9 protein-coding genes and 1 pseudogene are annotated in these 13,965 nt (G+C 62.6%); 5 read left to right on the top strand and 5 right to left on the bottom strand.

Going from position 1 to position 13,965, the window contains the following annotated elements:
* Positions 1–1,333: 1,333 nt before the first annotated feature.
* Entirely contained in the window at positions 1,334–2,869 is a 1,536-nt protein-coding gene (locus ACNJX8_RS28400) for a PAS domain-containing sensor histidine kinase (RefSeq protein WP_439357511.1), read from the top strand.
* 190 nt (positions 2,870–3,059) lie between these two features.
* Here the strand turns inward: ACNJX8_RS28400 and ACNJX8_RS28405 are convergent, their stop codons facing one another.
* A complete protein-coding gene (locus tag ACNJX8_RS28405) occupies positions 3,060–3,419 on the bottom strand; it encodes a hypothetical protein (RefSeq protein ID WP_439357512.1) in 360 nt (119 codons plus the stop codon).
* Positions 3,420–3,743: 324 nt separating this feature from the next.
* On the opposite strand from ACNJX8_RS28405, the gene ACNJX8_RS28410 reads away from it, so the two are divergent.
* Positions 3,744–5,045 carry an IS1182 family transposase gene (locus tag ACNJX8_RS28410; RefSeq protein WP_439357513.1) on the top strand — a complete coding sequence of 434 codons (1,302 nt, stop codon included), beginning with the start codon at positions 3,744–3,746 and terminating at the stop codon, positions 5,043–5,045.
* A 488-nt stretch (positions 5,046–5,533) separates the two neighbouring features.
* On the opposite strand, the gene ACNJX8_RS28415 is transcribed toward ACNJX8_RS28410, so the two are convergent.
* The 3 genes from ACNJX8_RS28415 to ACNJX8_RS28425 all read right to left on the bottom strand — a co-directional run bounded on the left by ACNJX8_RS28415 (position 5,534) and on the right by ACNJX8_RS28425 (position 8,614).
* Positions 5,534–5,938 (bottom strand): YccF domain-containing protein, encoded by a 405-nt coding sequence (locus tag ACNJX8_RS28415; RefSeq protein ID WP_439357514.1) that lies wholly within the window; start codon positions 5,936–5,938, stop codon positions 5,534–5,536.
* A gap of 159 nt (positions 5,939–6,097) precedes the next feature.
* On the bottom strand, positions 6,098–7,642 hold the full coding sequence (locus ACNJX8_RS28420) for an acyl-CoA synthetase (RefSeq protein WP_439357515.1): 1,545 nt from the start codon (positions 7,640–7,642) through the stop codon (positions 6,098–6,100).
* 162 nt (positions 7,643–7,804) lie between these two features.
* Positions 7,805–8,614, bottom strand: a complete 810-nt coding sequence (locus tag ACNJX8_RS28425; RefSeq protein ID WP_249760517.1) for a crotonase/enoyl-CoA hydratase family protein — start codon at positions 8,612–8,614, stop codon at positions 7,805–7,807.
* Between the two features lie 105 nt (positions 8,615–8,719).
* Here ACNJX8_RS28425 and ACNJX8_RS28430 point away from each other — a divergent pair.
* Both ACNJX8_RS28430 and ACNJX8_RS28435 read left to right on the top strand, forming a co-directional pair.
* A pseudogene (locus ACNJX8_RS28430) lies at positions 8,720–9,591 on the top strand (SDR family oxidoreductase).
* Between the two features lie 338 nt (positions 9,592–9,929).
* Complete coding sequence (locus tag ACNJX8_RS28435) at positions 9,930–11,507, top strand: fatty acid--CoA ligase (RefSeq protein ID WP_439357516.1); 1,578 nt, start codon at positions 9,930–9,932, stop codon at positions 11,505–11,507.
* A 140-nt stretch (positions 11,508–11,647) separates the two neighbouring features.
* Here the strand turns inward: ACNJX8_RS28435 and ACNJX8_RS28440 are convergent, their stop codons facing one another.
* Positions 11,648–12,922 carry an acyl-CoA dehydrogenase family protein gene (locus tag ACNJX8_RS28440; protein ID WP_439357517.1) on the bottom strand — a complete coding sequence of 425 codons (1,275 nt, stop codon included), beginning with the start codon at positions 12,920–12,922 and terminating at the stop codon, positions 11,648–11,650.
* Between the two features lie 212 nt (positions 12,923–13,134).
* Here ACNJX8_RS28440 and ACNJX8_RS28445 point away from each other — a divergent pair, with 212 nt between their 5' ends.
* Positions 13,135–13,914, top strand: a complete 780-nt coding sequence (locus tag ACNJX8_RS28445) for an enoyl-CoA hydratase-related protein (protein WP_439357518.1) — start codon at positions 13,135–13,137, stop codon at positions 13,912–13,914.
* Positions 13,915–13,965: the final 51 nt, after the last annotated feature.

A 13,965-nucleotide genomic window follows, 5' to 3' on the forward strand; every position in this document is an offset into this window, starting at 1 on the left:
TGCGATATTTTTCTGCCGCAGTGCAAGATGAACTTGGTGGCGGCGCGGCAGAACAGCGTACACACGTCCTCGGTCTCGCGGCGCAGGCGCCCGAGCTTTGCTGTCCGTTTCGCCCTCATCGAGAAGAAAGGGCGCAGGGAAGGCCGGGCGCCGGCTGGCACCCAGGGTCCGCACGCGAGAAACGCACGCGGGGTGACCACAGGTGACGCCGGGACATCCCGGCCTTCCCTGCGCAACGGTTTTACGGCTTATGGCGCGCTCTCCCCGGGGAGCGATGCACTATTGCCCCCGTCGCCTTGCGGATGATCGATGCGCGCACCCGGTCGGGCCGCTTCACCACCGCAAGCCTTGACGCACAGACCCCGGGCGTCAGGACCACACGCTTTTGCCGCCGCGGACGTCCCTCCCAAACATTCGGAAGCTCGCGCGTGCTCGCCCCCGAAGCCGAAAGGAAACGCTGTGACCACGCCGTGTCGATCGCGCGGATCGCGATGGCTCACAGGCGTAGCCCGCCCTGCCACCTCGTCACGCGCCGGCGCTACCGCGTCCATCGCATCCCGGCCTACGTATCGTGACGATCGCGAAACGTCCCTTTGACGAGCCGGGATGCCTTGCGGTTTAACCGAAAGCGTGAATTCGGTCAATCAGAATATTTTGTGGCCCGGTCCCTTGACCTGCATGTGGCGTGTTTTGCCCATCGGGCAGCGCGAGGGATTGGGAGCGAAGGGCGGCCGAGCTGCCTCCTTCCACCCGCACTGGTCGGGTAAAGATACAAGTCAGCGGTCAAGTCGGGCGGGCCAAATGAAAGGCGCTGTCGCAAAGTGGTCTCGCGGCTCATGAGTGTTCATAGCACACGGCGGAGCGGCGACCACCCGTGGTACGGTCCGCTCCGGGTAAAATAGCGCCGGCTCAAGTGCCCACGAATGAGGTCTGATTCACCCCCAATCAGCTGAGGTCCCTAAGGTCTTCGCGTGAGTGCCAACAGGCGACCTTACTCGGTCGGCCACTGGCGGCGGACATTGGTCGATGCCAGCGGCACAAGAAACAGGCTCCGCCCCACACGCATGCGTTGATGGAACCGGAGTTCAGCTCGCGTTGTTTTCGGGTTGGGGGCGTCAAAGCAATATGGCTCAGAGAAGCCTTGTATACGTGAGTATAGTCGTCACAAGGCACATTCCTGATCGATCATTGGCCGCTGCGAGGCCAGGTTCGACCCGCCGTGCATCGTTAGCGATCGCCGGCGCTATTTGCCACTCCGGGGGCGAGAAACAGCCCCGCAAGCCGGTACGAGAGATGCGTCGGTTGATTCATCGCTCGTGAGCAAGAGGTGATTATGCAACATCCGATTCAAGTGCCGTCGGTCGCGCTCGATTCGAATGGGCGCAAGCGCCCCGAGGAGGCACTGCGCGAGAGCGAGGAGCGCTTTCGCACTTTGGTGCAATTCTCCTTTGATGTGTACTGGGAAACTGACGCGCAGCATCGCTTCATCCGCCAGGAGTTCGCTGAGACACTTCCCGAACCGCCGGTCTCCGAGATCGGCAGGACACGATGGGAGGTCCCTTATCTGGAGCCTGGTGCAGAGGGCTGGCGCAAGCACCGGGAGATACTCGATGCCCGCCTCCCGTTTCGTGATTTCGAGCTCGCGCGGCCGACGCCCGACGGCGGCAAGCGCTATGTTTCCGTCTCTGGGCTGCCCATCTTTGACGAGATGGGGCAGTTCATGGGCTACCGCGGTGTGGGGCGCCACATCACGGAGCGCAAGCGCGCCGAACAGGCGCTGATCGAGAGCGAGGCCCGTTTCCGTACCTTCGTGGACCACGCGACCGATACGTTCATGCTCCACAGTGAAGACGGTCGCGTTCTCGATGTGAATCGAAATGCCTGCGAAAGCCTCGGCTACAGCCGGAGCGAACTGGTCGGGGCAACTGCGTCCTTGTTCGATCTGGAGATGGATGAAGCGACCTGGCGGATCAACCGCGAGCGCCTCAAGGCCGGCGGCATCGCTACGCTCGAGAGTCGCTATTGCCGAAAGGACGGCACTGTGTTTCCCGTCGAAGTGCGTATGCGGGAATTCTGCGAAGGCGGCCAGTCACGGATCATTTGTCTGAGCCGCGACATCACCGAACGGAAGCGAACCGCCGAGACGTTCCGCGAGATGCAGGCTGAACTAACACGCGCCAATCGCGCGGCGGCAATGGGCCAGGTCACGGCTTCGGTGACACACGAATTAAGCCAACCAATCACTGCGATGCTCTGCAACGCAGAAGCCGCACTGAACTGGCTAGGAACTCAATCTCCGAATCTCGAAAAGGCACGGCAGGCGCTCGCATCCATTGTCGCAGAAGCCAAGCGAGGCGGCGAGATCATCGGTTGGATCCGTTCCCTGATCAAGAAAACTCCGGCGCCGAAGGAGAGCGTCGACATCAATGGTGCAATCCTGGACGTGATCACCATAGCCCGGAGCGAACTGCTCAAACATGATGTCTTGATCCAGACTGACCTCGCCCCGGGCTTGCCGCTCGTGAACGGATATCGCGTCCAGCTGCAACAGGTTGTTCTCAATTTGATCCTCAACGCGATCGAGGCAATGAACTGCCTCGACGTCGGGAGACGGAAGCTGCGGATCAGCACGGCTGTAGATGCCTCAAGTCTAGTAGTTGTCGCCGTGCGGGATAACGGTCCCGGATTTGACGTGGCAATGGTTGACCGCCTGTTCGAGCCCTTCTACACCACCAAGCCGGACGGGACCGGCATGGGGTTGTCGATCTGCCAAACGATCATCGAGGCGCACGGAGGACGACTTTGGACCCGTGCGAATGAACCACGCGGGGCCGTGTTTCTGTTTAGTCTGCCTTCGGAACAGGGGTGATCCACTTCGCTTTTCATGAGCGGGCGCTGCGCAGGCGGGAGCCCACGGCCTCAAACGCAGCACGTAGGATGGGTTGAGCCCTTGCGAAACCCATCATGCTGCGTCAAAGGCGGGAATTGATGGGTTTCGCTTCTACCCATCCTGCGAGCTCTGCGCCCTGCGGGCGACCTCCGGCCTTGGCTCAGCGCCCTCAATTGCGCTGTGCGATCCAGTAGCCCGAACAGCGCGCGTTTCCTGAATGGCCGCTCCACGTCCCGCGGCCAAAATTGCTGGAGAGCCTCCCTGAGCCGGAGGCGAATTTATCCTGAACTGTCACCGACGCCCGAACTGCGCCGGAACGCGCCACATAGCCTCTGAACCTGACTAAATTCGGATGTGTCACTATTCCGTTGGTGATGTTGACCGTGAAATTATAGGTCGCATCGCAAGGTCCTCTTTGCGTCACGAAAACGAGGCCCCAGGAGCCGTCGAATGCAGAGCGGGCTTGCGCGACGGAGTGGAAGGCGACCAGGCAGCCCAGGATCGCCACACAGGTGAAAAGCTTCTTCATTGTCTGCTCCAAGCTGTCTCCCACACATGGCGAGCGAAGCTGGCGAGTTCAATGCGGCTCGCCGGGGGCCGGAGAAGTGATGTCGGCTACGGGTCCGAATGCGAAGAACTCAACCTGAGCAAATCTAGCACGGAGGATGGGTTGAGCCCTTACGAAACCCATCATCGCTTCGTCATCGCCTGGCGGATTGATGGGTTTCGCTTACGCTCTACCCATCCTACGAGGCTGTGACTCTTTTCCGTATCGAGCGTCAGGCGGATATGATTCTCTAAGCAGATTGATTTGCTGGAGAGAATGATGGCTGACGACTGACTTTTTGGCGAATTGCCGGAACAGTCGGCGCCATGCACCGAAGTGGTGCCGCGGGGCGCACCTCGGCTGCGCGAGCCTGTGCGCGATCAGGTCGAATTGCGAGCGGTCGATATCGATAGCCTGATCGGGCAGGATCATCCGGTGCGGGTGATCTGGGCTTATGTCGAAGGGCTCGACTTGAGCGAGCTGGAAGATCGCGTCAAGGCGCGGGAGAACAGGCCGGGTTATCCGGCGCCATCGCCACGGTTGCTGCTGGCGCTTTGGCTGTACGCCACGAGCGATGGCGTTGGCAGCGCGCGGGCGCTGGACCGGCTCTGCGACAGTCACGACGTCTACCGCTGGCTCTGCGGCGGCGTGTCTTTGAACCATCATACGCTATCGGACTTCCGGGTCGGCTGTGCCGACTTGCTCGACCGTTTGCTGGTCGAACATCTGGTGGCCCTGAACGAGGCAGGGTTGGTTGATCTGGAGAAGCTGACCCAGGACGGGGTGCGGATACGGGCGAGTGCGGGAACCGGATCGTTCCGGCGGGAGGCGACGCTGGATCGGCAGATGGCACAGGCCGGGGCCGTGGTGGAAGAGCTCAAGCGCGAGGTCGATGCGGATCCGGAAGCCAGCAATCGGCGTATCCGGGCCGCTAAGGAGCGCGCGGCGCGGGAACGCAGCGAGCGGGTGCAGGCCGCGCAAGCGGCGCTGGCTGAGATCAAGCGCAAGCGAAAACAGCTCGATGACAAGGGCGGCAACGGCAAAAAGCCAAAAGAGCCACGGGCCTCTACCACCGACCCGCAGGCACGGGTGATGAAGATGGCGGATGCCGGCTTCCGTCCAGCCTACAATGTGCAGGTGGCTAGCGCGGCCGGCGAACTGATCGTGGTCGCGATCGATGTCGACAACAGCGGCTCAGATCGCGGCTTGATGCGACCGATGCTGGAGCGAACGCGCGCTCGGCTGAAGCGCTTGCCACGCCGCTACCTCGCCGATGGCGGGTTTTGCAGTGGCGAGGACATCGAATGGGCGCATGGCGAAGGTATCGAGGTTTACTGTCCTCCTCCCAAATCCAGGAGCGGTGTCGATCCCTTTTTACCCCGGAGCAACGACGGTCCTGGCGTAGCGGCCTGGCGTGCTCGCATGGCCAGCGAAGCCGGCAAGGCACAGTACCAAGCCCGCACAATCTGCGAATGCATCCATGCCCGATGGCGGAACTGGGACCTCAGGCAATTAACCGTGCGCGGTATCGCGAAGGTCCGTGCCGTTGTGCTCTGGTACGCCCTCACCAACAACATCCTGCAGGGACACCGTCTCGTAAAGGCATAGACCGCAGCAGCATACCGACGGCCTGACGCCGCCGGCTTCGACCTCAAGGGACGCTAACGCCCCTTGAGGTCCATGCCGAAACAAACGAATTGGCTCACAGGCTCTACGAACTAAGGTTCCGAAGACGATCGACGTAGGCGGAAGAGTGGCCAGATCGCGAATGACATTACGATCCACCAGAAGCCAAGGAGGCAGAGCCCGAACCAAAGGTGATGTGCGCCTTGGCTGACCGACCCCAGAACGCATCTCACGCCTATCGGTGGACATAGCACGTTCGACAGACGAACCAGCCAGGTTGCTGGCATCCAGACGACTGCGAAAACGGGCTCTGCAGCTCCGTGACTAACAACACCTATTGCAATCACGGCCAGCGCGCAGATCAATCCGACGACCAAGTGCAAAATCAAACGCATTGCGTCCTTAGACTTTCGTAAGCAGCGGACGAATCGATGGGTTTCGCTGGCGCTCCACTCATCCTACATCTACGCCTAAGCCGGCACGATCACCTTTCCGATCGGCCAGAGCGCGATGCCCGCAAGCTTGAGATGGGCCCAGGCGAAGGGGATGCCGATGATGGTGACCGCGAGCACCAGCGCGGTCACCAGGTGGCCGAGCGCCAGCCACCAGCCGGCCAGCACGAACCAGATGATGTTACCGATCACCCCGAGCGGGCCGGTACCGATATCCTCGACACCCGTGACCTCGTAGCGGCTGACCGCCCGCGAGCCGAACGGCAGCAGCGTGTAGACCGCGATGTTGAACGCTGCCCGCGCCCAGGGCAGGCCGATGATGGTGATGGCCATGATAATCGCAGCGACCAGCCAGCCGAACGCCATCCAGGCGCCGCCGATGAGGATCCAGAGCAGGTTGAGCAGGATGGAAACGGGGGCCATGGGATGATCCGGAAGTGGATGACCACGTCTATATAGGCTCGAAATCTGTCGCCGCTAAGACGGACGTAGCCCGGATGGAGCGCAGCGCAATCCGGGGTCGTGCCACAAGCTGCGACGGTCCCGGATTACGCTTCGCTCCATCCGGGCTACGAACTGCGGCTAGATCTTCCGTCCCAGCTGCTCCCAATAGGGATCGCGCAGGCGGCGTTTGAATATCTTGCCGGAGTCTTCGCGCGGCAATCCCGAGCGGATCTCGATGTGCTTCGGCACCTTGTAATCGGCGAGTGACGTCTTCAGCCGCGCGCGGACATCGGCGGCATCGAGCGCGACGCCGGATTGCGGCTCGATCACCGCCATCAGCGCTTCGCCAAATTCGGCATCGGGGATGCCGAACACCGCGCAATCGTGCACGCCGGGCACGGCATGCAGCACGGATTCGATCTCGGCCGGATAGATGTTGACGCCGCCCGAGATCACCATGTCGCGCTTGCGGTCGCAGATGAAGACGTAGCCGTCCTCGTCGATATAGCCGACATCGCCGGAGGTAATGAAGCCGTCGCGATCGATCTCGGCGCGCTTCTCCGGCTTGTTGTGATAGGTGAAATCGGCCATGTCAGGCATGCGGGAATAGATCTCGCCGATCTCGCCGACGCCGAGCACGCGGCCGTCCTCGCTGAGGAAGCGCAGCTCGGCGCCGGGCGAGATCTTGCCGACCGTGCCGGGCGTCTTCAGCGCGTCCTCGGAGGTCGCGAAGGTGACGGCGCCGGATTCGGTCGAGCCGTAGAATTCATAGATCACCGGCCCCCACCATTCGATCATGGCGCGCTTGACGTCGGCCGGACATGGCGCGGCGGCGTGGATGACGTGGCGCAGCGAAGAGACGTCGTACGTCTTGCGCACCTGCTCCGGCAGCTTCATCAGGCGGATGAACATGGTCGGCACCATGAAGATGGTGTCGACCTTGTAGCGCTCGATCAGCTGCAAAAACTCCTCCGCCTCGAAACGCGGCATCAGCACCAGCGCGCCGCCGAGCTTGCCGGCACGGATGCCGAAAGAATTCGGCGCGGAATGATAGAGCGGGCCCGGCAGCAGCGCGCGGGCGCCGGGCTTGAGCCCGTAGATCATCGCGCGCATGCGTTCGCCGGCGGCCTGCTGCTCCGGCATCGGCGCATTGCGGCGTACGCCCTTGGGATGACCTGTGGTGCCCGAGGTGTAGATCATGTTCATCGGCTGCGGCACGACCGGCCCGTCATAAGGCTGGTACTGCGTGAGCCAGGACTCGAAATCGATCGCAAAGTCCGGCGTCGCCAGATGATCAGGACCAATCCTGTAGTTGGAGAGGATCTCCGGCGGGGTCGGCACGCTGAGCACGGTGACGCCTTTGGGGATCGCATCGCGCAAGGGGTGCAGCATGTCGGCATGTCCGATCAGCACGGACGTGCCGGTATCTCCGAGGATGTAGTTGATCTCCTCCGGCTTGAAATGCCAGTTGATCGGCACTCCATAGGCGCCCAGCCGCATCGCGGCGTAGGCGGCCTCCAGGAAGGCGATGTCGTTGCGCATCAGCATGCAGACGCAATCGCCTGGCTTGACGCCGAGCCTGGCGAGGCCGGAGGCGATGCGGTCGGCGCGGCTTGCGATTTCGGCGTGGGCACGGCGGCGCTCGCCGGAGACGATGCCGAGGAAGTGGGACGTTTCGCTCATTTTTGTTTTCCGATCTTTCGTCGGGTTAAGAAATGTGGAGACCACCAGCCCGTCGCTCCGGGGCGATGCGAAGCGTCGAGCCTGGAATCCATTTCACCTCAAAAAATGCGGCTCGATGGATTCCGGGCCTGCGTCTACGGCGCATTCCGGAATGACAAGTTGCTAATCCGCAAATTTCGGCGCGCGCTTCTCCAGATTGGCGCGGACCGCCTCGGTCTGGTTGGCGCTGCCGATCAGCTTCTGCTGCTCGACGGATTCGGCGAGCAGCGCGGGGCCCGGATCGACCGAGAGATTGTTGAGCAAACGCTTGGCGGCGCGGATCGCATCGGGACTCTTGCCGGCGATCTCGCGCGCGACTTCGAGGGCGCTAGCGCGCGGGTCGTCGCAGATGCGCGTAGCGAGACCGTAGGTCATCGCCTCCTGCGCGGAGAAGATGCGGCCGGTATAGGTGAGATCGCGCAAGATATCGTCGCGCACGAGCGAGGCCAGGATCGGCGTGCCCGCCATATCAGGGACGAGGCCCCATTTGATCTCCATCACCGACATCCGCGCATCCGCCGCGAGGAAGCGCATGTCGGCGCCGAGTGCGAGCTGGAAGCCGCCGCCGAAAGCGACACCGTGCACGGCCGCGATCACCGGCACCGGAAGCTGGCGCCAGCCCCACACCGCCTGTTGCGGGAAGTTCGCCTGGCCATGGGTGCGCTTGGTGAGATCACGATTTTCGCCACCCGGAATTCCGTTGCCACCTTTTTCCTTCATGGCAGCGAAACGCCCCATGTCGAGCCCGGCGCAGAAGGCGCGGCCTTCACCTGAGAGCACGACGACGCGCACACTCTTGTCCTTCGAGAGACGCTCGGTTGCGGCGACAAGGGCCTCGAACATGGCCTGATCCAGCGCATTCATCTTGTCCGCGCGCACCAGCCGGACGTCGGCAACGCCTTCCGAGATCGAGATCGAGACGCGCTCTTCCATGGATGAATTCTCCCCTGTTCTTGTTCAGTGCCGCTTTACAGGAAGCCGGCGGCCAGATTTAGTCAATCGACCAATTAACTGACAATCCGTACGGGAGAAACAGCCATGTTCAAGGAAAATCTTCTGGCCGGACGGCGCATTCTCGTCACCGGCGGCGGCACTGGGCTCGGCAAGTCGATGGCGGCGCGGTTCCTCCAGCTCGGCGCCGAGGTGCACATCTGCGGCCGGCGCAAGATCGTCTGCGACGAGACCGCGACCGAATTGATGGATCTCTATGGCGGCCGCGTCACCAGCCACGGCGTCGATATCCGCAACGCGCTCGCGGTCGAGGAGATGATCGAGACCATCTTTCGCGACGGTCCCCTCACCGACCTCATCAACAATGCCGCCGGCAATTTCATCTCGCGCAGCGAGGAACTGTCGCCGCGCGGCTTCGATGCGGTCGCCAACATCGTCATGCACGGCACGTTCTACGTCACCCATGCGATCGGCAAGCGCTGGATCGCCTTGAAGCAGCCCGGCAACGTCGTCTCGATCACCGTGACCTGGGTGCGCAACGGCTCTCCTTACGTGGTGCCATCGGCGATGAGCAAGTCGGCAATCCACGCCATGACGATGTCGCTCGCCACCGAATGGGGCCGCTACGGCATCCGCCTCAACACCATCGCGCCGGGCGAAATCCCGACCGAAGGCATGAGCAAGCGGATCAAGCCCGGTGATGAGCCGGCGCACGCACCAAGGCGATGAACCCGATGGGCCGCGTCGGCACCATGGAGGAACTGCAGAACCTCGCAGTGTTCCTGATCTCCGGCGGCTGCGACTGGATCAACGGCGAGACCATCGCCATGGATGGCGCGCAGGCGCTCGCGATGGGCGGCAATTTCTATCAGCTCCGCGACTGGAGCGACGACGACTGGAAAGCCGCGCGCGAGAGCATCATGGCGCAGAACGAGAAGGACCGGGCAAAGCGGGGGTAGTTATGGTCGTCCCGGCGAAGGCCGGGACCCATAGCCACCAAATTGCACTCGGTGGCAATGGGTCCTGAATCGGCGCTCCGCTTCGCTGCGCTTGTCCAGGACAACGAGAATTTTCGATGGTCGTCCCGGCGAAGGCCGGGACCCATACGCACTGAATTTTGTTTGGCGAAGATTGGTCACGACCAGTCTTCGTCAAATTGCGTTCAGTGGTTATGGGTCCCGACCGTCGCCGGGACGACGGCGTTGAGAGAGTTGCGCACTCTCCCTCCCCCACCTTGTCTTCACCTGCGGATGACGCCACACTTCCCCGCATAAAAACAAGACGCGACGGGAGAAACATGACCACACAGCCATTGGCCAATCTCGCCGACATGGTGCGCGAGCGCGCGAGAAGCCGCGGCGACGCCATCGCCTACGAGTTCGAGGGCCGCCTCACCAGCTTTGCAGACTTCGATATCAAGACGAACCAAGTCGCCAACGCACTGATTGCCATGGGCGTGAAGAAAGGCGACCGCATCGCCTATCTCGGCAAGAACAGCGACTTCTATTTCGAGCTGTTGATGGGCGCGATGAAGGCCGGCGTGGTGATGGCGCCGGTGAATTGGCGGCTCGCGGGACCCGAGGTCGCATTCATCGTGGAGGACTGCAAGGCGCCGGTGCTGTTCGTCGGGCCGGAGTTCATCACGCTCGTCCGCCAGATCAAGGACAAGCTACCGAGCGTACGGACAATCATCACCACCGAGGGCGGCGCGCCGGAATGGCCGGATTTTGCGGCCTGGCGCGATGCGCAGAGCGGTGAGGACCCGAAGGTGCCGATCGCTACCCGCGACATCGCGATCCAGCTCTACACGTCGGGCACGACGGGCAAGCCGAAGGGCGCGATGCTGTCGCACGCAAACTTCCTCAACCTGGTGCAGTCAGGCAATGCCGAAGACAAGCCGGAGTGGAACCGATGGTCAACCGACGATGTCTCGCTGGTGGCGATGCCGGTCTTCCACATCGGCGGTTCGGGCTGGGGCGTGATGGGGCTCTATCACGGCGCCCGCGGCGTGATCGCGCGCGAGTTCGATCCGACAAAAGTGCTGGATTTCCTCGAGCAGTCGGGGATCACAAAGCTGTTCATGGTGCCGGCGGCGATGCAGTTCGTGGTGCGGCAGCCACGCGCCAGGACGGTCGATTTCTCGCGCCTGAAATACATGCTCTATGGCGCCTCGCCGATACCAGCGGCGCTGCTGAAGGAGTGCATCGAGGTTTTCAAGTGCGGCTTCGTGCAGCTATACGGCATGACCGAGACCACGGGCACGATCGTCGCCCTGCCGCCGGAAGACCACGTCGAGGGTCTGGAGCGGATGCGTTCGGCCGGCAAGGCACTGCCGGGCGTCGAGATCGCGATCCTGGACGTGGACGGCAAGCCACTGCCGCCGCGTGAGGTCGGCGAGATCGCGACGCGCTCCGGCTCGAACATGGCCGGCTATTGGAACCTGCCCGAGGCGACCGCCGCGACGCTGCGCTCGGACGGCTGGCTGCGCACCGGCGATGCCGGCTACATGGACGAGGACGGCTATCTCTACATCCACGACCGCATCAAGGACATGATCATCTCCGGCGGCGAGAACATCTACCCCGCCGAGGTCGAGAGTGCGTTGTGCGATCATCCCGATGTCGCCGAGGCCGCCGTGATCGGCGTGCCCGACGACAAATGGGGCGAGGCGGTGAAGGCCGTCGTGGTGATGAAGCCGGGCAAGCAGGCGAATGCCACCGACATCATCAACTTCACCCGCGAGCGCATCGCCGGCTACAAGACGCCGAAGAGCGTGGAGTTCCTGCCGGCGCTGCCGCGCAATCCATCAGGCAAGATCTTGCGGCGGCAATTGCGCGAGCCGTATTGGGCGGGGAAGGACCGAAGGGTGAATTGATCGTCATTGCGAAACCGAAGCGATGAACAATCCAGCATCCCGCCACGGCGACATTCCTGGATTGCTTCGCTTCGCTCGCAGCAATCCAGACTGTCTCTGCGGAAAATCTCTGGATTGCTTCGCTCCGCTCGCAATGACGGCTAATGTTTCCCCGGCCCCATATAGCCGAACAAGAACCCCGCCACTTTCCGCATCTGGATCTCCTCGCTGCCCTCGGTGATCCTATAACGCCGGTGGTGGCGGTAGATGTGCTCGAACGGCTTGTGGCGTGAGTAGCCCATGCCGCCGTGGACCTGCATGGCGCGGTCAGCGGATTCGCAGCAGAGGCGGTTTGCCCAGTAGTTGCACATCGAGACGCGGTCGGAGAGCGTGCGCTCGATCTGCTCCTCGGTGAGCTGGTCCATCTCCCAGGCGGTCTTGCGGATCAGAAGACGCAGCATCTCGGCCTGCGTGGCCAGCTCGACCAGCGGGAACTGGATCGCCTGGTTCTCGGCAAGTGCCTTCCCGAACGGCCTTCGCTCGCGCGCGTACTTCACGCTCTCGTTGATGCAGTAGACCGCAGCTCCCAGCGAGCTCGCGGCCTGCCGGATACGGTTCTGGTGCACGAAGCACTGCGCCAAGGACAGGCCGCGGCCGACCTCGCCGAACAGCGCATCCTCCGGCACGAACACGTCGGTAAAGCTGACGCGGGGATGGTCGGTCGGCATGTTGAAGGTCCACATGTATTCTTCGACCTTGACGCCGTGGCTCTTCGCCGGCACCAGGAAGCAGGTGATGCCGCGCGCATCGCCATCATTGCCGCTCGTGCGCGCAAACAGCGCGCAATGCGTGGCGACATGCATGCCGGTCGTCCACATCTTCTCGCCGTTGATGATCCAGCCCTTGACGTTATCGCGGGTCGCCGGCACCGCACGCGTCTCCATGTGGGTCGCGTCCGAGCCGTGATGCGGCTCGGTCAAGCCAAAGGTGATGCGGTACTTGCCTTTGATCGAGCCGTCGATCATCGCCTTCTGGTCGTCGCGGCCGTAGCGGTCGAGCATGGTAACGACGGGGAAATTGCCGACGATGGAGTGCTCGTTCTGGAGGTCGTTGTGCAGGCCGAGACCCTTTGCGGCAAAGTGCTCGCGGATCACGGCCATCCAGAGATTGGAGCCGTCCTTGCCGCCATATTGCTTCGGCACTGGAAAACGCAGATGGCCGGCGGCGTCCGCAAGGTCCTTGGCCTTGCGCAGCAACACCTCCCATTCGTGGCGTGGCAGGCCGCCATTCTCGAAATCGGTGCGCGCCCATTCGCGGCGGTGATCGAAGAAGCGGATGTTGTCGTCGGCTTCTTCCAGCGGCTTGATCTCGCGTTCGATGAAACGGTCGAGCTCTCCGAGATAGGCGACGAGATCGGCAGGCAATGAGAAATCCAAGGGCTCTCTCCCGGAATGATTTTTCCGTTTTGCGTTAAGGCGCTACGCGCATTCTTGCTTCGCATGATTAAGCGGAGAAGAGCGCATCCAAGTCAAGCAAGCCGAGACGTGTGAGGCGCGCAAGGCGCGCTTGCGCAATTCGATGGTGTTCAGACGCACCCGCGCGCTAGTATGACGGCAATATTCCTTCACGAGAAAATGCGGGAGCGATCATGGAGCTGAAATTTTCGAAGGTGGAACGCAAGGGCCCGATCACGATCGTCACGCTGTCGCGCCCCGAGGTCTACAACGCGCTGCACACCGATGCGCATTTCGAGCTCAACAAGGTGTTCGACGACTTCTCCGCCGATCCCGAGCAATGGATCGCGATCGTCACGGGTAGCGGCGACAAAGCGTTTTGCGCCGGCAACGATCTGAAGTGGCAGGCGGCGGGCGGCAAGCGCGGCTGGGACAAGGGCGGCTTTGCCGGCCTGACCTCGCGGTTCGACTGCGACAAGCCGATCATTGCTGCGGTGAATGGTGTGGCGATGGGCGGCGGCTTCGAGATCGCGCTGGCCTGCGACCTCATTATCGCCTCGGAGAACGCGACCTTCGCTCTGCCCGAGCCGCGCGTCGGCCTAGCCGCACTCGCCGGCGGCCTGCACCGGCTGCCGCGGCAGATCGGGCTCAAGCGCGCCATGGGCATGATCCTCACCGCACGCCACGTCAGTGCCAAGGAAGGCTTTGACCTCGGCTTCGTCAACGAGGTGGTGCCGCAAGGCGAAGCGCTCAACGCCGCGCTGCGTTGGGCAGAGATGATCACCAAGAACTCGCCCATGTCGATCCGAGCCTCGAAGCAGGCGATCCAGAAGGGGCTTGGCGTCTCCCTGGAGCAGGCGATCGAGGAGCAGCGCGAATACCCGGCGGTGAAGGCGATGGCGGCGTCGCAGGATTACATCGAGGGCCCGAAGGCGTTCTCGGAGAAGCGGCCGCCGAAATGGGTGGGGAAGTGACCGCGCTCGGCGCCGTCATTCCGCGCGCCCCAACATCACCGATGTCATGCC

It is taken from the genome of Bradyrhizobium sp. SPXBL-04 (genome assembly GCF_051853035.1).
GTDB lineage: Bacteria > Pseudomonadota > Alphaproteobacteria > Rhizobiales > Xanthobacteraceae > Bradyrhizobium > Bradyrhizobium zhanjiangense.